Origin of the sequence: Methanolobus vulcani (assembly GCF_900100715.1) — an archaeon.
Classification (GTDB): domain Archaea; phylum Halobacteriota; class Methanosarcinia; order Methanosarcinales; family Methanosarcinaceae; genus Methanolobus; species Methanolobus vulcani.
Genome location: NZ_FNCA01000016.1, coordinates 1 through 25,546 on the forward strand (window position 1 = coordinate 1; position 25,546 = coordinate 25,546).

Annotated in this window: 15 protein-coding genes and 3 pseudogenes; 14 read left to right on the top strand and 4 right to left on the bottom strand. The window is 42.0% G+C overall.

Annotated features, from left to right (window positions below):
* Together mtbA and BLP52_RS14130 are read left to right on the top strand one after the other, a co-directional pair.
* Positions 1 to 1,020, top strand: a 1,020-nt coding sequence (gene mtbA, locus BLP52_RS14125) for a methylcobamide:CoM methyltransferase MtbA (protein ID WP_091711130.1), incomplete at its 5' end; no start/stop codon positions are given.
* A 497-nt stretch (positions 1,021 to 1,517) separates the two neighbouring features.
* The gene (locus BLP52_RS14130; RefSeq protein ID WP_091711131.1) at positions 1,518 to 2,810 is read left to right on the top strand and encodes a M18 family aminopeptidase; all 1,293 of its coding nucleotides are present in this window, start codon (positions 1,518 to 1,520) and stop codon (positions 2,808 to 2,810) included.
* A 309-nt stretch (positions 2,811 to 3,119) separates the two neighbouring features.
* On the opposite strand, the gene BLP52_RS14135 is transcribed toward BLP52_RS14130, so the two are convergent.
* A complete protein-coding gene (locus BLP52_RS14135; protein ID WP_091711132.1) occupies positions 3,120 to 5,048 on the bottom strand; it encodes a hydantoinase/oxoprolinase N-terminal domain-containing protein in 1,929 nt (642 codons plus the stop codon).
* Positions 5,048 to 7,000: a hydantoinase/oxoprolinase N-terminal domain-containing protein gene (locus BLP52_RS14140; RefSeq protein WP_091711142.1), complete on the bottom strand. Its 1,953-nt coding sequence runs from the start codon at positions 6,998 to 7,000 to the stop codon at positions 5,048 to 5,050. Before BLP52_RS14140 ends, BLP52_RS14135 begins: the two co-directional genes overlap by 1 nt.
* 782 nt (positions 7,001 to 7,782) lie before the next feature.
* On the opposite strand from BLP52_RS14140, the gene BLP52_RS14145 reads away from it, so the two are divergent.
* Entirely contained in the window at positions 7,783 to 10,353 is a 2,571-nt protein-coding gene (locus BLP52_RS14145) for a PAS domain S-box protein (protein WP_091711143.1), read from the top strand.
* Here BLP52_RS14145 and BLP52_RS14150 read toward each other — a convergent pair.
* The gene (locus tag BLP52_RS14150) at positions 10,350 to 12,284 is read right to left on the bottom strand and encodes a hydantoinase/oxoprolinase N-terminal domain-containing protein (protein WP_091711133.1); all 1,935 of its coding nucleotides are present in this window, start codon (positions 12,282 to 12,284) and stop codon (positions 10,350 to 10,352) included. The two genes, BLP52_RS14145 and BLP52_RS14150, sit on opposite strands and share 4 nt — an antisense overlap.
* Before the next feature lie 619 nt (positions 12,285 to 12,903).
* On the opposite strand from BLP52_RS14150, the pseudogene mttB reads away from it, so the two are divergent.
* The 10 genes and pseudogenes from mttB (at position 12,904) to BLP52_RS14195 (ending at position 22,928) form a co-directional block, all read left to right on the top strand.
* Positions 12,904 to 14,394 (top strand): annotated as a pseudogene (gene mttB / locus BLP52_RS14155) ([trimethylamine--corrinoid protein] Co-methyltransferase).
* 15 nt (positions 14,395 to 14,409) lie between these two features.
* Complete coding sequence (locus BLP52_RS14160; protein WP_091711134.1) at positions 14,410 to 15,057, top strand: cobalamin B12-binding domain-containing protein; 648 nt, start codon at positions 14,410 to 14,412, stop codon at positions 15,055 to 15,057.
* 277 nt (positions 15,058 to 15,334) lie between these two features.
* Positions 15,335 to 16,381: a DMT family transporter gene (locus BLP52_RS14165; RefSeq protein WP_091711135.1), complete on the top strand. Its 1,047-nt coding sequence runs from the start codon at positions 15,335 to 15,337 to the stop codon at positions 16,379 to 16,381.
* A 1-nt stretch (position 16,382) separates the two neighbouring features.
* Positions 16,383 to 16,673, top strand: coding sequence for a hypothetical protein (locus BLP52_RS14170; RefSeq protein ID WP_091711136.1), 291 nt, complete (start codon positions 16,383 to 16,385; stop codon positions 16,671 to 16,673).
* A gap of 12 nt (positions 16,674 to 16,685) precedes the next feature.
* On the top strand, positions 16,686 to 16,835 hold the full coding sequence (locus BLP52_RS14625) for a hypothetical protein (RefSeq protein ID WP_023845250.1): 150 nt from the start codon (positions 16,686 to 16,688) through the stop codon (positions 16,833 to 16,835).
* Between the two features lie 324 nt (positions 16,836 to 17,159).
* On the top strand, positions 17,160 to 17,804 hold the full coding sequence (gene mtbC, locus BLP52_RS14175; protein WP_091711137.1) for a dimethylamine corrinoid protein MtbC: 645 nt from the start codon (positions 17,160 to 17,162) through the stop codon (positions 17,802 to 17,804).
* Between the two features lie 13 nt (positions 17,805 to 17,817).
* A pseudogene (gene mtbB / locus BLP52_RS14180) lies at positions 17,818 to 19,221 on the top strand ([dimethylamine--corrinoid protein] Co-methyltransferase).
* Between the two features lie 106 nt (positions 19,222 to 19,327).
* Positions 19,328 to 19,984: a methyltransferase cognate corrinoid protein gene (locus BLP52_RS14185; RefSeq protein ID WP_091711138.1), complete on the top strand. Its 657-nt coding sequence runs from the start codon at positions 19,328 to 19,330 to the stop codon at positions 19,982 to 19,984.
* A gap of 13 nt (positions 19,985 to 19,997) precedes the next feature.
* A pseudogene (locus BLP52_RS14190) lies at positions 19,998 to 21,374 on the top strand (monomethylamine:corrinoid methyltransferase).
* A gap of 186 nt (positions 21,375 to 21,560) precedes the next feature.
* Positions 21,561 to 22,928 (top strand): competence protein CoiA family protein, encoded by a 1,368-nt coding sequence (locus BLP52_RS14195; RefSeq protein WP_091711139.1) that lies wholly within the window; start codon positions 21,561 to 21,563, stop codon positions 22,926 to 22,928.
* 9 nt (positions 22,929 to 22,937) lie between these two features.
* On the opposite strand, the gene BLP52_RS14200 is transcribed toward BLP52_RS14195, so the two are convergent.
* Positions 22,938 to 24,311 carry a monomethylamine:corrinoid methyltransferase gene (locus BLP52_RS14200; protein WP_091711140.1) on the bottom strand — a complete coding sequence of 458 codons (1,374 nt, stop codon included), beginning with the start codon at positions 24,309 to 24,311 and terminating at the stop codon, positions 22,938 to 22,940.
* A gap of 633 nt (positions 24,312 to 24,944) precedes the next feature.
* Here BLP52_RS14200 and BLP52_RS14210 point away from each other — a divergent pair.
* Positions 24,945 to 25,546 (top strand): MtaA/CmuA family methyltransferase (locus tag BLP52_RS14210; protein ID WP_154717903.1); only part of this gene is annotated, 602 nt, incomplete at its 3' end.

Below are 25,546 nucleotides of genomic sequence, written 5' to 3' on the forward strand. Positions count from 1 at the left end.
ATGTCCGAATATACCCCCAAAGAGAGATTATCCCGTGCACTCACCGGTCAATCTGTTGACAGGATGCCTGCTGTCTGTGTTACCCAGACAGGCACTGTTGAGCAGATGGAAGCCTGTGGTGCATTCTGGCCAGAGGCTAACAGCGATGCAGAAAAAATGGCAACACTTGCCGAAGCAGGTCACACAGTAGTTGGTTTTGAGGCTGTACGTGTGCCTTTTGACATTACTGCGGAAGCCGAGTTCTTCGGCTGTGAGATCAAGGCCGGAACAAAGGAGCAGCAACCATCCGTAGTAGGTCATGTAGTAAAAACATTAGAAGATATCGAGAAACTCAAGGGCTACAACCTTGATCACGGAAGAATCGGTGTTGTATGCGATGCTATCAAGATACTTGCAGATAAATACGGTGAAGAACTCCCGATCATGGGAAGCATGATAGGTCCTTTCTCACTCGCACAGCACATCAACGGTGATGAGTGGTTCATGGCTATCTTCACAGACGAAGCCTTCGGCCTTGCACTCATGGAGTTCACAACCGATTTCTGTGTTGCTTACGCTCAGAAAATGGTCGAGAATGGTGCTGACACAATGGTCATCATCGACCCAACAGCAAGTTACCAGCTCATTGGTGCTGAATTCTACGAAAAATTCGTAGTTCCTTTCCACAAAAAGATCATCGATGCAATGCACGAAGTCAACGTGCCTGTAGTTCTTCACATATGTGGTGACACAACCCAGGGTCTTGCCCTCATGGAATCATCCGGTGTAGATGCTATCAGTGTTGACCAGAATGTTGATGCAGCAGCAGCAGTCGCTAATGTTGAAAAAGCTGTCATTGTAGGAAACCTCGACCCTGTGAACATGCTCTGGAACCAGACACCTGAAACTATCAGGGAACAATCACAAAAGGTCATTGATGCGGGTATCGATCTGCTTGCACCGGGATGTGGTACTGTAAGCAAGACACCAACCGTCAATCTCCAGGCAATGATTGAAGTGGCGAAGAGTCACAAATATTGAAACAATTAAGAAAACAATTCCAAAGTCGCTATTCTTCGGGCTGAATCCCTCTGATGAATTGCACTACTTCTCCGGAGAAACTTTTCCTTTTTTTATGAGCTTTAATAATATGCAGTAGATAGTTACGTTGTTATCAGTTTCCAAACTGATCTATCGTAGTCATGAATAACTTGAGTGATCCCGAAGGGTCCGGCGAAGCCGGCGTTTTCCCACAAAAAAGTACTAAATAATTGACATATTGCATTGGAGTACTTTCTTCGCATGTCTTCTATAGAATTCTCAGTATAAATGCAATTTTCTTCTGTAAAGAGGGTTGGAATGTGCCGCCTTCGGCGGATAGTTATTTTGGTTTTAGTTTGCCAATTGTTTTTGTGGAAATAAAAAAGAGCAATGTTTGTGTCGCCTATATCAGCAGGATTCTCAGAGCCTGATCTCTACTAATATATTATCTACTAATAATGACAAGATAAAAGAAAAGATTCTGTTAAGTGGTAATTATGGATGATTCAAAGGATTATATCAGTGGTTTTTTCGGTTTTATGAAAAAGGCAACAACACCTGCTCAGACTGTGGATACTATAATGGAACGTCTGGGTGCTGAAGGCTTTTCAAAACTGGATCTGAATGAGCAGTGGAATCTGTCAGCATCAGGAAAATACTGGCTGTCACCTTATCCTTCCATGATCATCGCTTTTACCATTGGAAGCAGTGAAACCCTCGCAAAAGGTATGAGGATCATTGCTGCTCACACTGATAATCCAGCATTCCGGATCAAACCAAATCCGGAAGTGAGCAGTGAAGGAATGCTTACACTCAATGTGGAACGCTACGGAGGTCCGATTCTCAATACATGGTTCGACCGTCCATTATCCATTGCTGGCAGAATAGCTGTAAAGTCTGATGAAGTATTGAAACCCAAAGTGATTCACCTGGATCTCCAGAGGCCAATACTTACTATTCCAAACCTGGCTATCCATATGAATCGCGAAGCAAATAAAGGGGTGGAGATCAAGGTGCAAAAGGAAATGCAGCCTCTTCTGACCCAGTTGATCGAAGATGAGGTCAAGGACAATTATCTCCTTGATCTGGTTGCAAAGGAAGCAGGTGTAAATGCAGAAGATATTCTGGATATGGACCTGAGCGTCTATTGTTGTGAGGAAGGCGTGTTGGTTGGAGCAAAAGGAGAATTCATATCCTGTCCGAGAATAGATGATCTTTCCATGGTGTATGCTGTAATGGAAGCTATTGTGTCCTCAGAAAATAAAGGCGGAATCAATATAGCAGCATTCATGGACAATGAAGAGATCGGTTCCATGACAAAACAGGGTGCTGATTCTGTACTTTTGAGCACAATTCTGGAAAAGATCCATGTGGGGATAGAGCAAAGACCAATATGTCAGATGAAGGATTACTTTGTTATTTCGGCAGATGGAGCTCACGGATTACATCCAAATTACGGTGAAAAGAACGATATTACCAACAAGCCTGTGATGAACAAAGGTATAACAATTAAGATCAGTGGCAATCGTTCCTATGCTTCAGAAGTTGAAACAATTGCTGCTTTCCAGCAATTGTGTGACAAAGCCGGTGTTAATTATCAGAAATTTGTGAATCATTCCGATCAGAGAGGCGGAACAACTCTTGGTCCAATCCTTAGCAAATATCTGCCTGTTCATGTGGTTGATGTAGGAGTTCCAATGCTGGCAATGCATTCAACCAGAGAGTTAATGGGTAAACAGGATTTCCTTGATTCCATAGAGGTTTTCAGGACATTTTTCCAGCTGGAATGATGCTAAAAGCTGCTGGCTATAGTGTCATAAACAAAAGAAAAAAGATTTTGTCATTATGTGACTCCGGTCACACAATGAAACACATATGGCGGAAACCTCGGGAATTTAACCCGACTGAACGGATTTAGAGTCCATTCGATCAACCTGATCTGATTTCCATGATGGTTGATTGAATCTAGTCTCTAATTAGGGTTAATGGTATTTATATTTATTGTCCATTCTTTCTTCGGGAAGTTTCAACTATGTTACAGATGCTGTTTTTGTTTTCTATTATGATGATTACAACGAAACATTAAAATATCATTGATATTAGCTATCTTTTTCCGGCAATCCGGTACCAAGGAAAATCAGCTTAGTTTCTATAGGGGTACCATCATCACCATCTGCCATTGTGATGTCTTCTCTTTTAATGTCAATACTCACATTTTCAGGCTTCATGTCAGATTCCTGCATATAGTCAAGTATCAGTTTTTTCCCGTGCTCGGTTGCGTATTCCAGAGCTTCTGAATAAGTTGGGAACTCCCTTCTTTCCACTGGAGAAAACATCAAAATGCTTCTTTCGGTCTTTTTGTAAAATGATTTAACAAGTATCTCTATGCTCTTGACACCTTTGCCTACAAGGGCTCCGACAGCATTTCCAACATCGGCATGTTCAGGGACAATAATATCGGCGACAATAAGCCTGTTCAGTTCTTCAACATAGCAACTTACAGGTCCGCCAAGAAGCACCACCGGGACATTCACTTTAAACTGTGATAGGAAATCACCACGTATCATCTTCTCGATCTCGGTTTTTGAAACTCCTTTATACATGAAACTCATAAGGTCCAGTGCCATATTGATCGCAACTTCCTTTTTGATATGCATGCAAAGTTCAATCTCATCCATTGGTGTAAGTCTTGCAAGGATCTTAGCACCAATAACTGAAGCTTCACGGTCCCATTTTGTGTATTCTCCAAGCACATGGAGAGAATCGGTTGGAGTAAATCCGATTGCCTGAACCAGTCTTTTCTGTATCAGTGAATCAACACTATCCGGAGATATTGGCTTGCCGATCTTCCAGAATATATCGTTCAGGGAAACAGGCTCAAATTGTATTATTTCCAGGAGCTCCTTTTCGAATGAACTAAGATTTTTGGCTTCTTTTCCGGTTCTTACAAAGAACTTGGTTGGCTGAACATTTTCAGCAAGCTGAATTCTTGAAGGAGTCCTGCCAGATTTTAACATTTCCATAAATCCCGGATACTTTATAGCAGCCAGACAGAGTGGAACTACCCTGCGTGGTCCGATATTGATATTGCGGCTCTTGATCCACACATGACTGTCTCCACCCATTGCGGATGTTTCCATCCGTATAGCCTTCACTTTTGTGTGCCAGCCACCAACCACAGCTCCTGTATCCACAAGTTCAGGAAATCCGCTGTAGTTCAACGAGACATCTGTGCTGGTCCCTCCAACATCGATAACTGCACAGGTATCATTTCCTGAAAGAAATGAAGCACCCATAAGACTTGCAGCAGGTCCCGAAAATATAGATTCAATAGGTTTTTCCATGGCTTCATGGATGCCAATTACTGAGCCATCACATTTGAGCATCATGAGCTTTGCATCAATACCACGCTTGCTGATATCAGTCTGAATTGCATGGATGAACTGGTCAGCAATTGGCAGCAGTTGTGCGTTCAGGTAAGCTGTAACTCCCCTTTCGTATGCTCCAAGGTCCCGTGACAGTTCGTGTCCGCAGACTATGGGAAGTCCTGTGAGTTCCGAAATCAGATCTCTCACTTTTAGCTCATGTTCAGGATTACGAATGCTGAAATATGAGGATACTGCAAAAGCGGAAACCCTGTCTTTGACTTTCAGTGCATATTCCCTGACAGCTTCAATATCCAGGATATCATCTTCCAGTCCTGCTACGTTGTGTCCACCTTTTACAACAATGAAATCCTCTATGGGTATATTTGAAGGAAGTGTGTGTTTTCCTATGAGTATAAGAGCAACCGGATAGCCGGTTTTTTCAAGTATTGTGTTTGTTGCGAGGGTTGTTGATACTGAAACAAGTTTGACATCAGGCAGATACTTGCTGTCAAGTCCGCCGATTGCATTTTCTATTCCCGTTAAAAGATCAGGATATGTTGTAAGAGCTTTGTTGGAATCAATAACCTTTCTGTCAGAATCCCTGACAATGACTGCGTCGGTGTATGTTCCACCGGCATCTATTCCAAGACTGTAATGCATTAATCTACCTCCATTTTCCTGCTTTCTCCGACTTCTCCAATGCCGGAAAAAGTGAGTCTTGTTTCCACAGGAAGTCCGCCTTCATGTGTAACTATATCATTGCGATGCATCTCGATGCTGACATCGGTGGTGTCCAGACCTGCATCACTCATGTAGTTCATTATGAGCTTGCTGCCGATCTCTTCTCCGAATTCCAGCGCTTCATGATATGATGCGAATTCTTCCCTGCCTCCCGGGAAGAAAGTAATAAAAGAAGATGTTTTAAGATTGTATTTCGATTCGGTGTAATTTGCCTTAATAAGAACTTCCAGTTTTCTGGCACCTTTTCCTGCTACTGCTCCAACAGCATTTCCCACATCACAATATTCTGGCAGGATTATCTCTGCGTCTATGAATTCACCAAGTTCCTTTTCATAGGCTTTCACAGGGCCACCAAGAAGAACCACTGGAAGATCAACCTTAAATTCTGCAAAGAACTTTCCTCTGAGCACTTTTTCTATCTCTTCCCTGCTGACATTTTCAAGCAGGAATGAGATCAGGTTCAGTGCCATGTTAATTGCAACTTCTTTTTTTATCCCGAGACAAAACTCTTTTTCTTCAGTTCCGGAAAGTCCAGCCAGAATGCCAGCTCCAAGAACTGATGCTTCTCTGTTCCATCGGGTATATTCTCCAAGCACATGAAGTGCATCGGTGGGAGTAAAACCAATTGCTTTGATGAGTCGCTTTTGTACCAGCAGGTCAAGGGTTCCTGGATTTGGAAGTCTTTTCTCGTTCCAGTAAATTTCGCTTACTGTAAGTGGTCTGTCTTTTATTCTTAAGAGCAGTTCCTCTTCAGCAGGGTTTATATCAGAAGCCTCAAGTCCAGACCTGATAAAGAACTTCGTTGGCTGAAGATTCTCTCCAATCTGGTTGCGAAGGATCACCTGATTCTGTTTCAGTTTTTCAGTGATCTCCGGATATTCCATAGCAGCAAGGCAGAGAGGGATGACCCTTCGAGGACCAATGTTTGTCAAATGGTTCCTCACCCAAACATGGCTGTCACCACCCATTGCGGATGTTTCCATGCGTATTGCCTTGACCTTTGTCTGCCAGCCACCAACTATGGCACCGGATTCACTGAGTTCAGGAACTCCACGGTGTATAAGGGATACATCGGTACTGGTTCCTCCAACATCTATTACAGTACAATTCTCTCTTTTTGAAAGGAAAGCCGCTCCCACAAGACTTGCAGCAGGTCCTGAGAATACAGATTCTATTGGTCTTTTCAGGGCTTCAGTGATGCCTACGACCGAGCCATCACATTTGAGCATCATAAGTTTTGCTTCAATGTCTCTTCTTTTCATTTCTGAACTGACGGCTTCCATGAAATGACTGGAAATTGGTATAAGTCTGGCATTGAGATATGCCGTAACCCCTCTTTCGTATGCACCTAGGTCCTGTGATAACTCGTGTCCGCAGACTACTGGAAGTCCGGTTAGTTCAGTGATCACCTCTTTGATCCTCAGTTCATGGTCGGGGTTACGCACGCTGAAATATGATGAAACTGCAAATGCAGAGACCTTGTCTTTAACTTTTAGAACAAAATCACGGACAGAATCCAGATCAAGTGTGCAAACTTCGTTTCCGGCACTGTTATGTCCACCACTAACAAGAGTAAAATGCTCTATTTTTGACCTGTTGGGGATGTCTGTATTATTTGCAAGAATGAGTGCCACAGGATAGCCTGTTTTTTCCAGGACACTATTAGTAGCAAGGGTTGTAGAAACGGATACATAATGTACATTTTTCAGATACTGCTCGTCCAGTCCGTCCAGGGTATTCCTGATACCTGTTAACAGGTCTGGATAAGTTGTAAGTGATTTATTGGAATCCAGTATCTTTCCGTCCGAGTCTCTGATAAGTACTGCATCAGTGTAGGTGCCTCCGGCATCTATTCCAAGACTGTACATCAGAGAACCTCCTAGCTTGTAATAACAAACGTCGGGTAGATGGTTCTTTTTAATGAAGGCATTTTTTGACCTCAAAAAACAAATCAATTTGCAGGAAATTCTTGCTCCATTCTGTTTTTGTGGAGAAAAACAGAGGAGCAATTGAAGGAGGTAGTAGAATTTCCTCTGAGATTTCAGCCATGATATAGACCCATTTTAATCAAGGCAAGTTGTTTTATCTCTAAATCTTAGTATGGTTAATCCCTTATTTATATTTATTGGTATCATCTTAGAAACATATTTTTGCTTTTTACATAATAATATCTCTATTGATTGTGTTTTTCTCTACAGATTCTGCGATTTGGATGCTTAAATGGCATTAGAAAGTTATATATAGTTAAAATGTGCAGCTTTGATGCAAAAGAGTTTTATCCTTGAATAATACTGATTTTTTATCTTTTCAGAAAAGGTTTCAGCATTTATTCTCTTTCATATTTACAAAATTGGCTTAAAATCACTATTATTTATATTTTGTTATGTTTTTATTTCTCAAATATTCTAACTCAGAATATTTTCTTTAATCTTTTATATAGGAGACTCACTTATGCGCTGTATTTCTTGTTTCAGTCATAACTTTTATGTAATATGTATCTACACTTGTAACCGTTAATATTATATACTCGAAAAATACTTCCTCTGTAAAATACAGTGATTAACAGAGATTCTATGTGCTGGATTTAAGGTTGGTCACTGGGACATTCCGCAAGTGCTATTATCTAAAAAATATGAATGCAAGTTCAGGGGTGATGAACATTTCAACTAACAGACCAGGAAAGACCAAGGCCAGGGAAGAAAACACATCTACTTCTATCATTATTGATAAAAAACTGGAAGCTGTTTACAACAGCAGTCCTGTCATCTCTTTCTTATGGAAGGCAGAAGGTGAGTGGCCTGTGGAATCAGTCTCAGGTAACATTACACGTCTTGGTTATTCTCCTGAGGATTTCCTTTCAGGAAAACTGCTCTATGGGGATATAGTTCATCCTGATGATCTTGACAGGATCCATTTAGAAGTAAAAAAGCACTCTGAAAAAAAGAATACTTCATATTTTTCTCTTAATTATCGTGTTCTAACTAAAGATGGTGAGGTTCGCTGGGTGACTGAGAGGTCTTTCATCAAAAGAGATGAAAATGGTGCAATCACTCATTTCCAGGGTATAATCATTGACAACACAGAACTTGAGAAAACCGAGCGTGAGTTGCTGGAAACCGGAAAGAAGTACCAGGTCATCTTTGAAAGCTCACCCGTTGGTATCATCTATTTTGATGAGAACGGAATAATCACTCACTGCAACAAAGCATTTTCAGACATAATAGGGGCACCCGTAAAGAAGATAGCAGGCTTTAGTGTGCTCTCCTCACTTAATGATGAAAACCTGAAAAGTGCTGTTGATCTTGTTTTTCTTGGAAACTCCGGTTACTATGAAGGTGAATATCACTCTGCCATAAGCGGAAAGAAACTTTTTGTAAAAGCCAGTTTCACACCTGTTCTGGACAATGATGGTTCACTGATAGGTGGTGTTGGAATCATGGAAGACCTTGAAATGAGCAAAAAGGCTCAGGAGATCATCAATCTCAACGAAATGCGTCTTGAAGCTCTACTGAAGCTTTATCAGATGCAGGATTCCCCAATGAGTGAAATTGCGGAATACGCCATCGAAAAAGCGGTGAATCTTACAAATAGTAAAATCGGATACCTTGAATTCCTCAATGAGGATGAGAATGTTCTTGAAACATATCATTGGCCTTATGATTCCCATAATTATTATTCAGAAGAACCATTTGTACACCCGGTTCGCTCTACAGGTTTCTGGGGCGAGGCTATAAGGGTACGTAAAGCAGTTATTGTGAACAGGGACTACGAAACAGAGCGTATAGATGAGATATATCCCGGAACAAAAGAGAAACTGGTCCGTCATATAACTATTCCTGTGTTTGATAATGATCAGATAGTTGCCGTTGCAGGTGTAGCCAACAAAAAAAGCGATTATGATGAATCTGATGTCAGGCAACTCACTCTTCTAATGGAAGGGATGTGGAAACTTGTACAGTACAAGCAGACCACTGAGATCCTTTATGAAGCATTGAGGATGCGCAGGGTTCTGGAATCCATCATGAGTTCAAGTCCTGCTATTGTTTTCTTATGGAAACCGGAGCAGGATTGGCCTGTAGAGTTCGTATCAGACAACATAGAGCAGTTTGGTTATACTGTTAATGATTTCATAACAGGCAAGATAATCTATGGAGATATCATTCATCCTTCTGATCTACAGAGGGTCAGGAATGAGGTTGACAGAGCCTCACGTGAGGGTTTCTCGGATTTTAGCCAGGAATACAGGATCCTTACAAAATCCGGTGATGTAAGGTGGGTTGATGAAAGGACCCTGCTTCATTATGATCAGAGAGGCATGGTAGATTATCTGCAAGGTATCATTGTTGACATAACCGAACGCAAGCAGGCTAATAATTTCATGCGTGTGGAATGTGACCTTGATAATGTCCTTGGAGATACCGGAAGTCTTGAAGATACATTTGACAGGCTCCTCGATTTTACAATTGAAGCTAAATCCATTGATTCAGGAATTATGTATGTGGTGGATAAACACACCGGTGAGTTTGATGCTGTCTCGTATCGTGGACTTTCTCAAAGTTTTATGGACTCCCTTTCTCATTTTAAGCCTAATACTCTTATGGCCCGCATGTTTACAACAGGCTTCCCTGTCTACAAATATTTCACCGAGATCAACATGATGCTGCCAGCAGCAAAGCTTGACTATGAAGGCTTGCAGGCAATGGCCTTCATTCCTATAAAACACAATGAAGAACTGGTCGCAGCCATGGTACTTGGATCCCATTCAGAACTTGAGATCCCTGCAAGTTCAAGAAATCTTATAGAAACTATTGCAAACCAGGTTGGAATAGTGATCTCCCGAATGAAGAAGGATTCAGGCTTGCAGAAAAGCAAAAATCATATGACTTCACTTCTGAACGTACTTGATGAAATGGTTTTTATCATGGATCTGCAGGGAAGCATTCTCCATGTGAATTCTTCACTGACTGATACTCTAAATTATAAGGTGAACGATCTTGAAATGAAAGATTTCCTTATGCTTTATCCTGAAGGCTGGGAAGACGATGTACTTTCAACTCTCGATGAGATCATGGCAGGCAAGACCTCTACTTCCGAGATACCATTGATAAGTAAGGAAGGCATACTCGTTCCGGTAAAATCCAAATTCACAATAGGAGACTGGGGAGGACAGGATGTCCTCATATCAATTTCTTCTCTTATAAAAGAACCAGAGTCAGGAATTTAACAGCACTCCGGTTCTGTATTTCTATTGCCGACCCCAAGGATCACTAACTTTGTTTCCATTGGAGTTTTCCAGCCCTGTGGGATGATTTCTTCCTTTTTAACATCTATTTTAATGTGATTGGAATCAAGTCCTGCATCCTTCATATAATTCAGCACAGTAGTTTCTCCTAGATTGACCGCATAGTCCAGAGCTTCCTGGTACTCATAGAAATTGCTTCTTCCGTGTTCGGAGAACACAAGGAATTCCCAGTCAGGAGCCGCCATTGATGCTGGTCTTATAAGTACTTCAAATCTTCTGATCCCTTTTGCAGCAAGCGCACCGGCAGCATTTCCGACGCTGGAATATTCAGGAAGGATTATCTCTGCATCAAGTATTTCCTGCATCTCATTAACAAAAGCGCTCACAGGTCCTCCTATTAGAACAACAGGAACTTCTATCTTGAATTTTGCAGGCGACTGGATGTCGAATATCTTCCTGATCTCTGATTTCTCTACTCCGTCAAGGAAGAATGAAACGAGGTCACATGCCATGTTCTTTGCAAATTCTCTCTTGATATATCTGGCAAACTCATGCCTGTCCATATCAACAATAGAACCAAGCATATCCGCACCGATGTTGGCTGCCTCCACATTTCTTTCTGTATATTCTTCAAGCACATGGAGTGCATCTGTCAGTGTAAATCCGATTGGTTGCAGCAGTCTTTTCTGGATAAGGCTGTCAAATATCTTGCTTGCAGGGTATTTCTTTATACGATTAAAAATCTCGGTTGTTGATGTTGGTCCCTTTTTAACGGCTTCAAGAACTTCCATTTCTTCTGAACTTGCTTCTATTGCCTCATAATCAGTTCTGAGATAGAACTTGGTTGGCTGATAATTTATTCCAAGTCTCATTTTTGATGGGATTGGATTTGCTTTGAGCTGCTCAAGGAAATCAGGATAGAGTACAGCAGCCCTGCATAGGGGGATAACTCTCCTTGGGCCAATGTTGACATCTTTTCCCTTGACCCAGACGTGGCTGTCTCCTCCCATGGCTGAAGTTTCCATTTTTATGGCTTTGACTCTTGTTTTCCATCCGCCTACAACAGCACCTGCATCGCTCATTTCCGGTACACCGTTGTAGATGACTGAGATGTCTGTGCTGGTTCCACCAACATCAATAACTGCACATGACTCGCTTTTTGCAAGGAATGATGCTCCAACAAGACTTCCGGCAGGACCTGAAAATATGGATTCGATAGGTTTTTTCAGAGCGCTTTGTATTCCAATAACAGAGCCGTCACATTTGAGCATGAATACCTTAGCATCTATTCCTCTTGACTTGATCTCAGCTTCAACTGTTGTCATGAATCTCTCAGTTACAGGTATCAGTTGGGCGTTTAAGAATGCTGTGACCGCTCTTTCAAATGCACCGAGGTCCTGTGAGAGTTCATAACTGCAGATAGCAGGAAGGCCGGTGAGTTCTGTAATTATGTCCTTGGCACAGAGTTCATGATCATGGTTTCTGACACTGAAATATGATGAGATTGCAAAAGCTGAGACTTTATTTTTTACCTTCAGGACAAAATCTTTTATGGATTCAGTGTCCAGAGGATTTGTTTCTATTCCATTATGGTCGTGCCCTCCTTTAACCTGCAAATAGTGCTTAGTTGGAAGTTCTTCTTTGATATCGAAGTTCCCGATGAGTATAAGCGCCACAGGTGATCCTGTTCCTTCAAGAATACTGTTGGTTGAAAGGGTGGTCGATACTGAAACTACTTTTACTTCTCTGAGCCTGTCAGGATCAAGTCCATCAATTGCTCCGCGGATTCCTTCAAGTGGATCAGGATAGCTGGTAAGTGATTTACTTGACTCGATTATAGTTTCATTTTCATCATCAAGGAGGACTGCATCTGTATATGTTCCTCCTGCATCTATGCCAAGACTATAACTCATATTTATGAACTCCTTATCTTTTTGTGTTATTTGTGTGGAATTTCCAAAACGATATTATATATATTTTGTGCTCCATTGATTAACGCTGTTAACTAAAAAATCGGCATCAATAGCTGTAATTATGGCTAATGGCATAATGTGTTGGTATTAGCGACTAGAAACAACTATATAGTATTGCTTTCAGTCACTATATTAGAATGGGTTAGTTATCCTGAAATTTAATGGGTTTTTCTTGTTATGTTCCAGATAATTTTCAGCAGAATATATCCAAAATAGAAATACTTAAATATGTGTTCGAAATGGGGGCTCATCAAAAAGTACATATACATGAAAGAATCTAATTCATTTTTATGAAAAAGCTTTAATTTATCAGTTTATGATAAATCGAATGCTATAGCTGGTTTTATTATTTTGATCTAATTTCTGTGTTTAGTTATCTTTATATATCACTTCTTAAATCTGCTCAATAGCAAAATATAAATACTAGATTAATAAGAAAAGCTTATATACAAGCATATTCTACCTATGAATCAGGAACAAACTGCTACAAGGCAGGTTCAATCCTTCGGAATATCGTGGAGGTATTCCGGATACATAATTCAAATTGGAGGCTAAGAAAATGGTAAACCACTATTACCCAGGTAGACGTCCATTAGACGGTGTAACTCTGGAGCTCTTCTCAGAAGATGATCTCAGAGCACTTCACTATGCTACAATGGATGTTTTCATAAACACTGGTATCCAGGTATCAGACGCTGAAGCTAGAGCAATCTTCAAAGAGGGTGGCTGTTTAGTTGATGAAAAGACAATGGTAGTAAAGATCCCTGAATATGTAGTTAACAGGGCACTTCGTGACTGTCCATCAAAGTTCGTTCTCTGGGGACGTGACAAGAAGCACAACACAAAGCAGGAACACAAAGGAAAGGTACACTGGACCTGTTTCGGTACCGGTGTCAAGATGTGCAACTACGAAGGACCAGGCAAGTACACAACAGTTGACTCAACAGAAAAGGATCTTGCAGACACAGCAAAGATCTGTGACTGGGCAGAAAACATCGACTACTACTCACTTGCAGTTTCCGCAAGGGACTGGGCAGGCAAGGGTGCACAGGATGTACACGAGACCCTGACCCCTCTGATGAACACAACAAAGCACTTCCACCACATCGACCCTGTAGGCGAGAATGTAGATTACTACCAGCAGATCGCAACAGCATACTATGGTGGCGACGATGAGGAAGCACGCAAGAAGCCAATTTTCTCAACACTTCTCTGTCCAACAAGCCCACTTGAACTTAGTGTCAATGCATGTCAGGTCATCATAAAGGGTGCAAGGTTCGGAACACCTGTAAACGTACTCAGTATGGCAATGGCAGGAGGATCATCACCAGTACACCTTGCAGGTACACTCGTTACACACAACGCAGAGGTACTCTCAGGTATCGTTCTGGCACAGCTGGTCCAGCCAGGTGCACCAGTATGGTATGGTAGCTCCACCACAACATTCGATCTTAAGAAAGGAACAGCACCAGTAGGTTCACCAGAACTTGGACTTATCAGTGCAGCTGTTGCAAAACTCGGTCAGTACTACGGTCTGCCAACATTCGTTGCTGGTTCGTAGGCAGATGCCAAGATACCTGATGGCCAGGCTGGTCATGAGAAGACAATGACAACAATTCTTCCATCCTTCGCAGGTGCAAACACCCTGTACGGAGCAGGTATGCTTGAGCTCGGTATGACATTCTCACTCGAACAGCTCGTTCTTGACAATGATATGATCTCCATGACAAAGAAGGCAATGCAGGGAATCCCTGTAACCGAGGAGACATTGGCAGTTGACTCCATTGACCAGGTTGGTATTGGAAACAACTTCCTTGCACACAAGACAACAAGACAGAACATCGACCTCCCATCCAGCCCAATGATCATTGACAGACTCATGTTCGGAGACTGGGAAATGGCAGGTTCTAAGGACATCGCAACGGTTGCTCATGAAAAAGTCGTTGACATCATGAAGAACCATGAAGTCCAACCAATTGACGCTGACCTGCTCAAGGACATGCAGGCAGTAGTGGAGAAGGCTGACAAGGCTTTCAGAGCCAGCATGTAAACAGGAGGTTTAAAAATGGCAACAAAAGAAGAGATTATTGCAAAAGCAAAAGCAGCAATTTTAGATTTCGATGAAGAAGCAGCAGCAGAAGCAGCACAGGAAGGTCTTGATGCAGATGTAGATCCAGTAGATCTTATTCAGGACGGTTTCACTGCAGCTATGAATGAAGTAGGTGACCAGTTCGAGGCAGGTACTGTCTTCCTTCCACACGTCATTGCAGCATCTGAGGCAATGAGTGCAGGAGTAGCTGTACTTACACCAGCTCTTGAAGCAAAGGGCGCAGAAACAGCAAGCAAAGGAACAGTCGTCATCGGTACCATCGAGGGAGATATTCACTCAATCGGTAAGGACATTGTTGCAACCATGCTTAAGATCGCAGGTTTCAAGGTTGTAGACCTTGGAAGAGACGTTGCAATCGGCAAGTATGTAGAAGCTGTGAAAGCAAACAAGGCTAATGTAGTCGGTTCATCCGCTCTGATGACCACAACAATGGTCAGCCAGATACAGATCGAAGAACAGCTCAAGGAAGCAGGAATTCGCGATACCGTTAAGACAATGGTTGGCGGTGCACCTGTAACCCAGGACTGGGCAACAAAGATCGGAGCAGACATCTACGGCGAAAATGCTACAGATGTGGTTTCCAAGCTTAATGCTATGTTCTGAAAGCAAAACTAAAACAAAATACGAAGTTGTGAGGATGTACTAGGCATACCTCCTCACAATCTGAAGACAATCTTTGCACTTATTGTCTTCATATAATTGGTGCTGAAGGAATATGACTTTTCCGTCAAACAGCACATCATAAAGATGTTGACTGCAGCTGATCGGTGCTGCATATTTTCATCTTTTACAAATATTAGTTTCCAGAAAAGTCTGGAATCATCAACATGTCATGTGCTGGCATGTCACTTTAGAAGGTTTGAAATTGGAGGTATTGACTTTGGATTTAAAAGCTTTAAAAAAGCAAGAACACCAGAAGAGGGTCAAGTATGGCTATATGTGGGCTCTTTTCTGTGCGGTTCTATGGGGTTTGTGGTATATCCCCGGTACAACAGTATGGGTACTTAATCCATTCGATGAGATGTACGGTGAGATCGCTGCGGGAAGTGGCGATGGTGTGGCACTTATTATAGTAGCAGTGCTAATTACGGCATTTAATGCGTTAACAGTTATTGTGGCACTTGCCGTCTGGAACGGTGTGCTTGGTAAGTTCGGTGAGATGAAGAGAACAGTGAAAGAATTCCATCCATGTTCAAAATGGTTCTTCATGGCATCTATTTTCGGTGGTCCTATGGCCATTCTGGGTTCTTTTATCGCAATGGGTTTTGTTGGCGGTGCTTTTGCAGCTGTTGCAGCTCTTATGTATCCTGTTGTAGGTTCTGTCCTTGCCCAGAAATGGTATGGTGAGAAAATATCAAAGAGAGCTTATCTAGGTATTGCTTTCATTATTCTAGGTGGTATCACCATATTCGGCGGTGGACTGATTACTGAACTAGGAAGCGGAAACGTTGCATGGATTGGCTACCTTGGTGGTCTCATGGCAGCAGCCGGTTGGGGTATAGAAGGTGCAATCGCAGGAAAGGGTCTTGATATTGCAGAGCCTGATGTTGGTCTGACACTGAGGTTCCTCGGTGAGAACATCATCTGGTGGATAATTATAGTTCCTATACTGGCAATCGTTGGCTTCCCTATGTTCAAGTACGCATTCATGGCATTCGAACCACTCACTCTTATGGTATTGGTATTTGCAGGTATTACCTTTGGTTTCTGTTACGTGTCATGGTATAAGTCCTTCCCACTTATTGGTGTTGGAAGGGGCCAGGGTATCGGTAACCTGTACGGTCTGTTCGCTGTAATATTCATCTTCCTTTTCTTCGGAGATGTCCCTGCATGGACCATTCTTCTGGGTGGTGCTCTTTGTCTTGCTGGTAGTTCTATCATGTTCTCTGAGGACACAGGTGAAATGGAATCTTTGAGAGGTGACTGAAATGGTAGGTAATCGTCCTATAAAATTCAGGATACTTGAGTTGTGCAACGGTGGAAAATGGAACTATGAGATTGTAGAGCAAATCCAGAAAGAGTATGGCCTTAAAGGTAATTTCCAGAGGGATTCCATCAACTTCGATATCATTGAACTTGCATCAGGTGGAATGTTGAAAGATGTTGAGGTCAAGGTCGATGAAGAAGGGATCTACAAGAAAGGTTTCCTTCTGCACAAGTATGAATTGACAGATTTCGGAAAAATAAGGGCTGCAGATGCCTGTTTGATGTACGTATAAGGAGTGATAATAATGGTACAGACACAAGCTGCAATGGAAGCTTACAATGCTTACTGGGTGAACTCACCTCTGCCAGCTGCTGATGTTTTGTGGATGGTTGCCATCCTTATAGTAGCATTAGTGGCACTCTGGCAGGCAAGAACATTCGTTTCACAGTTCTAAAGGAGGAACTTGAAAAATCTGTGATCAGTTGAGTAGACAGATGCAGTGAAGTTACAGGCTGTTATCCCATGGTCATGAATGTAATGGATCTGCTTCTGTTCATATTTATTTAGTCATTCCCTGAAGGTTCTGTAAGTCAATATGGTAGAAAAATATATATACTAGATGCTATGAAGATGCATGAGTAACATTTAAATAGTGTATTTTAAGGTAACTTATATATCTATCGTTTTGCTATGGAGATTAACCTTCAGGTTATACCCCAACTTCAAACCAAAACAAAGTAAAAATTATCAAAACTAACAAAAATATTGAGGTGTACAAATGAGCAATGAAGAAATGTTCAAAGAACTCGCAGATGCTGTTGTCACATGTAAGAAAGATGTTGTAACAGCAGCTGTTGAAAAGGCAAAGGGCGAAGGCATCCCTGCACCAGAGATCATTGAGAAGGGTCTTGCAGCAGGAATGAACGAAGTAGGTGTCCTTTTTGAGAGAGGTAAATTATTCCTTCCTCACGTAATGATGGCAGCAGGCGCAATGGAAGAAGGAGTCAAGCTCCTTGAAGCAGATATGCCAAAAGATGCTGTAAGCAAGAAACTCGGTATAATCGTAAACGGTACCGTTGAAGGCGATGTCCACGATATCGGAAAGTCAATTGTATCAACCATGCTCCAGTCTGCTGGTTTTGAAGTCCACGACATCGGAAGAGATGTTCCACTCCAGGACTTCATTGACAAGATAAAAGAGACAAACGCAGATATGGTCGGTCTTTCAGCACTTATGACAACTACTCTCCAGGGACAGAAGGATGTCATTGAGATGCTCAAGGAACAGGGCATGAGAGACAACATCAAGGTAATGGTCGGCGGTGCTCCTGCAACCCAGGCATGGGCTGAGAAGATCGGTGCTGACTGCTATGCAGAAAATGCAAGTGAAGCTGTTGTAAAAGCTAAGGAACTTTTGCTTTAAGCGAGGTATAATCATGGCAACAGAATATAAATTGAGAATGGGTGACGGAAAGCGCGTTTTCATGACAAAGGAGCAGATCATTGCTGACCTTAAGGAAGGTATGGCAGATGCTGCAGATCTTGGAAGTATTCCAGATCTTAGTGAAGATGAGCTCGACAAGCTCGTAGAGATCCTTACCATGCCTTCAAGGATGGTAGGAGTCGAGATTGGCAAGGAAGTACCTGTAACCCACGATATCGGAACCATCAGAATAGATGGTGACCAGGGTAACAGTGGAGTAGGCATTCCATCCAGCAGGCTCGTCGGTGTAATGATGCACGAGAGAGCATTCGGTGCTGACACAATGGAACTCGGCCACATCGACTACAGTTTCAAGCCAGCAAAGCCAGTGATTGCACAGGAAATGCAGACAATGGAAGTCTGCCAGCAGAACACTATTGTCCCACTGCTCTACGGTGCAATGCCAAACATGGGTCTTTACTACACACCAGACGGACCATTTGAGAACCCTGGAGATCTTATGAAGGCATTTAAGATCGATGAGGCAAGAGAGTCCATGGAACACTCTGCAAAACACCTTACTAGAGACATTATCTGGATCATGCAGAGAATGATGGCATCCGGTTCTGACGGTGTCAACTTTGACACAATCGGTGCAGCAGGCGACGGTGACATGTACGCATCACTCCACGCAATTGAAGCACTGAGAAAACAGTTCCCTGACATATACATTGAAGCAGGTATGGCAGGAGAACTCATGCTCGGTATGCACGGTGAGCTTGAGTACGATGGTACTACCCTCGCAGGTCTCTGGCCACACGAGCAGGCAGCACTTGCTGCAAAGGCAGGAGCAAACGTTTTCGGTCCTGTAGTCAACACAAACACCAGCAAGAGTGCAGCATGGAACCTGGGAAGAGCTGTTACATTCATTAAAGCAGCTGTTAAAGCTTCCACTATCCCATGTCATGTGAATATGGGAATGGGTGTCGGTGGTATCCCAATGCTTGAAACCCCAACTATTGATGCTGTATCAAGAGCCAGCAAGGCGATGGTCGAAATTGCTGGCGTGGATGGTATATAGATAGGGGTCGGCGACCCGATGGGTATGCCGATCTCCCACATAATGACCTCCGGTATGAGCGGAATCAGAGCTGCTGGTGACCTTGTTGCCAGAATGGAGCTGTCAAAGAGCATGAGAGTTGGAGAAGCAAAGGATTACGTTGCAAAGAAACTCGACGTAACTACAGATGACCTCAGTGACGAATATGTAATGAGGGAACTGAGAGAAGAGCTTGGTATAGGGGTCGTCACTTCAGTTGCAGGTGCTCCAAAGGGAATTGCAGCAAAGATGAACATCGAGAAGCTTCTTGATATCAACATCAACAGCTGTAACAAATTCAGGGGACAGTTGAAGTAAATATTTTTGGTAAATTGATCTGGGTTCTACTGTTAGTGGAACTCATTTCTTTTCGCTTACCATTTTTTCACAAATAAAAAACGGAAATACATTTTGGAGGCTAAATATGTCAAATCAGGAAATGTTAGACAAACTCAGGGACACAATTGTCACTCAGAACATTAATGGCTGTGCCGCAGCGACCCAGGAAGCCCTGGATGCCGGTATGACAGCAGTTGAGATCATAAACGATGGTCTTTCACCAGGTATGAAGATAATCGGAGACAAATTCGAGGCAGCAGAGGTCTATCTTCCACAGATTATGATGTCTGCAAAGGCAATGAATGCTGCAATGGAAATTCTGGTACCTATACTTGCAGAAGAAAAAGGAGCAGATGATGAAGGTGTAGGTCTTGCAATCACCTACGTGCAGGAAGGCGACATTCACGATATCGGTCACCGTCTTGTAACAACCATGCTTGAAGCAAACGGTTTCAAGATAGTTGACATGGGTGTAGATGTACCAAACGACAAGATCTCTGAGGAAGTTGCAAAGAACAAGGGCAAGAAACTCCTGCTCGTCGGTTCAGCACTCATGACAACCTCAATGCTCGGTCAGAAGGACACAGTATCCATGCTCGTAGAAGAGGGTCTCAGAGACTCTGTCAAGATCATGTTCGGTGGAGCACCGGTATCTGACGCATGGATCGCAGAGATCGGAGCAGATGCAACCGCAGAGAATGCAGCAGACGCAGCTCGTGTAGCACTTAACCTCATGCAGTAAGGAGGCACATAATATGACATTCGCAAGATCACTTGATTGTTTTGAATTCTATGAGCGTGCAAAGAAGGGAGAGAAGATGACCCAGGATGACTGGGACCTCATGACAATCCCAATGAAGGCAATGGAGCTCAAACAGAAATACAACCTTGACTTCAAGAACGAATTCGTACCAACCGACAAGGACATGATGGAAAACCTCTTCAAAGCAGGTTTCGAGATGCTCCTTGAATGTGGTATCTTCTGTACCGACACATCCCGTGTAGTAAAATACACAGAAGCAGAGATCTGGGATGCTCTTAACAACGTCCAGAAGGAATTCACACTCGGTACCGGCAGAGACGCTGTAAGGGTCCAGAAGAGAAGCGTTGGTGACAAGAGAAAGCCAATCGTACAGGGTGGTCCAACAGGTTCACCAATTTCTGAAGACATGTTTATGCCTGTTCACATGAGCTATGCTCTTGAGAAGGAAGTCGACACAATTGTCAATGGTGTCATGATGACAGTCCGTGGCAAGCCACCAATTCCAAAGAGCCCATACGAGGTTCTTGCAGCAAAGACAGAGACAAGGCTCATTAAGAATGCAGCCGCAATGGCCGGAAGGCCAGGCATGGGCATATAGGGACCAGAGACTTCCCTGTCCGCTCAGGGAAATATCGCTTCAGACTGCGTCGGTGGCCAGGTCTGCAGCGACAGTCACGAAGTATCACAGCTCAATGAGCTTAAGATCGACCTTGATGCTATCAGTGTAATGGCACACTATCAGGGTAACAGTGACATAATTATGGACGAACAGATGCCTATATTTGGTGGCTATGCCGGTGGCATAGAAGAAACTGCTATCGTTGATATCGCAACCCACATCAATGCATTTGTAATGAGCAATGCAAGCTGGCACCTTGACGGTCCTGTCCACATCCGCTGGGGATCCACAAACACCCGTGAGACCCTCATGATTGCAGGATGGACATGTGCAACTATCTCCGAATTCACAGACATTATCTCCGGTAACCAGTATTACCCATGTGCAGGTCCATGTACCGAGATGTGTCTCCTTGAAGCATCCGCTCAGTCTATAACTGACACAGCATCAGGCCGTGAGATCCTCTCCGGTGTTGCAGCTGCAAAGGGTGTTGTCCAGGACAAGACTACAGGTATGGAAGCAAGGATGATGGGAGAAGTCGCAAGGGCAACCTCTGGAATGGATATTTCTGAGGTTAACAAGATCCTTGACGCTCTTGTCAGCTCATACGAAGGCAACTATGCAAATGCACCAGAGGGTAAGACTTTCCAGGAATGTTACGATGTAGCTACCGTAACACCAACTGACGAGTACATGAAGGTCTACGACGGTGCACGCAAGAAGCTCGAAGAGTTCGGACTTACTTTTTAAGATGAATGAATCCCTGTGATAACGTAGTTTATCACTTCCCAACGAGCCAGCGTGTTTATCGCTGGCTCACATTGCTTTTTTGTGGTAATTCTTGAAGATTGCTTAATACTTTCACTTTGCTTGTAGTAAACTTATATCAAATCATTTGCAATATATGTAAAATAATTGCTTGTAGGTTTGATTTGTTTGGTTCAATATGTATATGCTTTCGATGAAAAAAAGAATATCGTTTATATAGAGGATGCAATCCCTCAAAATCCTTATTTTTGCATAACATGCGGAAAGGAGATGTATCCAAGAAATCAAAAGGAAGAACCAAAAAGAGAACATCACTTTGTTCATCATGAAGAAGCAGACCATAGTGGTGAATCTTCATTACATTACAATACTAAATGTTTTATAAGCAAGTTTTTAGATGCAAAATGTCAGGAAGGTTCTGATTTTGTATTGAAATTAGTTTGTCCAAAGCAGCAGTTAAATGCGGAAAAATGCATTCTTTACGATGCAATCCCATATGGACTATATCCTAAAGATTGTTTTAATCCAAATCATACTCTAATGCCATTTTACAAAGAAAGTTCTTATTCTGTTTTAGAAGGTATTGATTGTGTGATACCAGAAAAGAAAATTGATAATTCCTACGTACCTGATGTTTCTCTTTTCCAAAATAATAAATTATTTAGAGCAATCGAGGTAGTTTACACGCATGAAGATTCCGAAGACAAAACGAAATATTACGAAGATAATTGCATAGATGTGATTAAAGTTCATGTCAACAAGGATTCTGATTTTGATGAACTTGAAACATGTTTTAATGAAGGTCTTTATTGCAACCTAATTGAAATTGTGATTAATAGCGGTATCTGTAAAACTATTACTACTAATCAAATGTTGGTTGAAAATATAAATCAAAGATTGTTTCTAAAGGATTTAGTTTTCCAGAAAAATGCTATTGAAAGAGAAATAGATTCTATAACAATTAAACTCACCAAAACTAAAGTGGAATTTAGAGATTTGCTGTGGGACATATATTCTTGTATTCCTGTGAAATCATGGTATGAAGGTTCATTTGAGTTTGAGGGCTATTTTAAATTCTTAGTTTCAAATTTTGATAACAATGTTATTTATCAAAAGAATTCTTTGAATCATTTTGATCTTGAATATCAATATTTACTGTTGAAGTTTAATCCTTTTAGGTGCTTATTTGATTTTGTAGATTCTAAAGAGGAGGAAGCTTCTTCGAGTCAATATGCTTTAAGATTGGCAACATCCTGGGCTAAGAAAAAGTATTGTAGCAAAAAGGCATTGTTAGTAATTCTTAATGATGGTGAATTTAATAGCCTTATAAGGGATTATTTGTATTTGCAAATTGACAATGAGCTATATGGAATGCTCAAAAAATGGTTCACTCATCTCAATACATTTGGATGGTATCATTATTTAAATTCTGAAGAAGAAATTTTGACTATTTATGGTGAATATGGACTTCAAAATCATAAGAGAACCATTGCAAAATTGAACTCTCTCACAGAATGGTCTTCAAAGTATTCATAATATCTTTCTCTAAACAGGCTCTCCTGGAATATCGCCCATGATCTCATAAGATATCTTCCTGTAGAGTGACAGGTATTCCTCGGTGGGTTCCATATCGTATTCGGAGCGTATGTTATAGCACTTGCCGAAAGGTTTGCCTTCGGGAGGAGTCTTGAGGCGGTCGGCGTATTTAGAATATATTTTGGCTACAAGAGTGTTTGCCTCTGAAAGTGTCAGGTGAGTTGCCATCTGTGCCATTTCACCCATGAAGCGGGATTCAAGACCAGAAGAATGGTCAGGAACACTTCCAAGGCGACCGCTTGGTCCAAGAAGCATATTCCTTCCGCAAACAGTATCGCCAATTGCCTGTGCAGCAGTCTCGTAGAACATCATATCAGTGCATATTCCGGCTGAGTTCCAGTAGTATCTTGCAGTATAATAGTTCATATTCCTGGAAATAGCAAGTGATGATAAATTCGATGCCCACATTATCTCCCTGGCTGAGGATGATCCGGTGTCGGCATGGACTGCACCTGATGCATGTATGCTGGAGTGTGCAAGCACTTTGGATTGAAGTGTTTCAGCAACGTCTATTATTGCAAGTCCTTCAGGTGAGCCGATACATGGTCCGCCAAAGACAGGCACCTGGCCTGAGATATAATGGTTGCCGTGCTCCTGGTGATATATACATTTAGAAAGTGTTTCGTAATCCACTTTAAGGTCGTCCATGTATACTTCCTGTGGGTCGGCGCTTGAATAGAGTTCGTCTGATGAGACAAGTAAGGATGATGTTGTAAGTGTAGGTGTACTTGGTCCCATAAGGGCAAGTCCTTCCCTTCCGGCTATTTTCGTTGCCAGTCTTTCATTTCGTGCTGCCTTTAGAACTGCCAGCATTTCAAGTGGGCTTTTTGGATGAATGTATTCTCCACCAAATTGTTTCATGGCTCCACTGTAAATTCCCTGCACAACATTTTCCTGAACAGAGCTTAAGTTTATGTAAAGAAAATTCTCCTCAGATACGCTTCCTCCCATAGGTCCGCCAATGATCACAGGTGGAAATGATACCATGGGATAACGTTGTGGTACCACTACTTTTTCCTTGAGTCTGCCGATCTCAAGCGGATTTGTGGTGTTAAGTGCCTTGAGGATGTCCTCCTCATCAATATCGATTATTCTCTGGGTGCTTCTGCAGAATATTCCAACAGAGTGCAGGAGCTCAATTCCTGCTTCAAAGACAGCATCTGCCATTTCAAGATCATCAGGAACAAAAATCTTAGGATCATATTCGATACCGTATTTGAGAGCCAATTCCTCTGTTTTTTTGAATACCTTGATGTCATGCTCTCTTTCTGTGCGTTTTTCCCCTCCGATTGCATATTTGAGGTACTTGTAAATGTTTTGCATGACTATTCTCCTCCGAAAGAATAAAATTGTCAATATAGCAGTAGTTGGATCTCTACTTTTATAGACATAAAATAAGAATAGTTCCTATTATTTATATTTTCGCATATAACTTGAGTATATATGAATATAGATCTAATTGCAGTGTCAATTGTTATTGTTTTTCTTATGGTTTATTTTGTTTTCATTACATATTTTGTAGCAAATATTATATGCATCAGAATTGAGGCTGGAAATGTAATTACATTATTTCTCTCTGAAGGAGGGTTACTTTTATGTGTTTCTTTCTCTCTTCAACTTGCCCGCCTCTAATAACTAATATTTATATTTTGTGCTAAATGTGCCGGCTTGAAATCCTGCCTGATTTTCGATATAATCTAAATATATCATATATGTATTGATCTTTTTGATAGGGCATAATTAAGTTTCTTTTTTTCAAAAACACAATCAAGTTACCTTATTTATTTTTAGTTCTTTTACTTGCTGTAATTCCTGAAAAGGCTCCTCTTTCTTCTATTTATCTCTTTCCAGGCGTGGTTTTTCATCCATTCTATATAAATTTACCTATGGGCAATAGAAAAATATATATGCATGTGTGGCAGATTTGGGAATAATCACAATAAGGAGATTGAATCTATGTCCGAATATACCCCCAAAGAGAGATTATCCCGTGCACTCACCGGTCAATCTGTTGACAGGATGCCTGCTGTCTGTGTTACCCAGACAGGCACTGTTGAGCAGATGGAAGCCTGTGGTGCATTCTGGCCAGAGGCTAACAGCGATGCAGAAAAAATGGCAACACTTGCCGAAGCAGGTCACACAGTAGTTGGTTTTGAGGCTGTACGTGTGCCTTTTGACATTACTGCGGAAGCCGAGTTCTTCGGCTGTGAGATCAAGGCCGGAACAAAGGAGCAGCAACCATCCGTAGTAGGTCATGTAGTAAAAACATTAGAAGATATCGAGAAACTCAAGGGCTACAACCTTGATCACGGAAGAATCGGTGTTGTATGCGATGCTATCAAGATACTTGCAGATAAATACGGTGAAGAACTCCCGATCATGGGAAGCATGATAGGTCCTTTCTCACTCGCACAGCACATCAACGGTGATGAGTGGTTCATGGCTATCTTCACAGACGAAGCCTTCGGCCTTGCACTCATGGAGTTCACAACCGATTTCTGTGTTGCTTACGCTCAGAAAATGGTCGAGAATGGTGCTGACACAATGGTCATCATCGA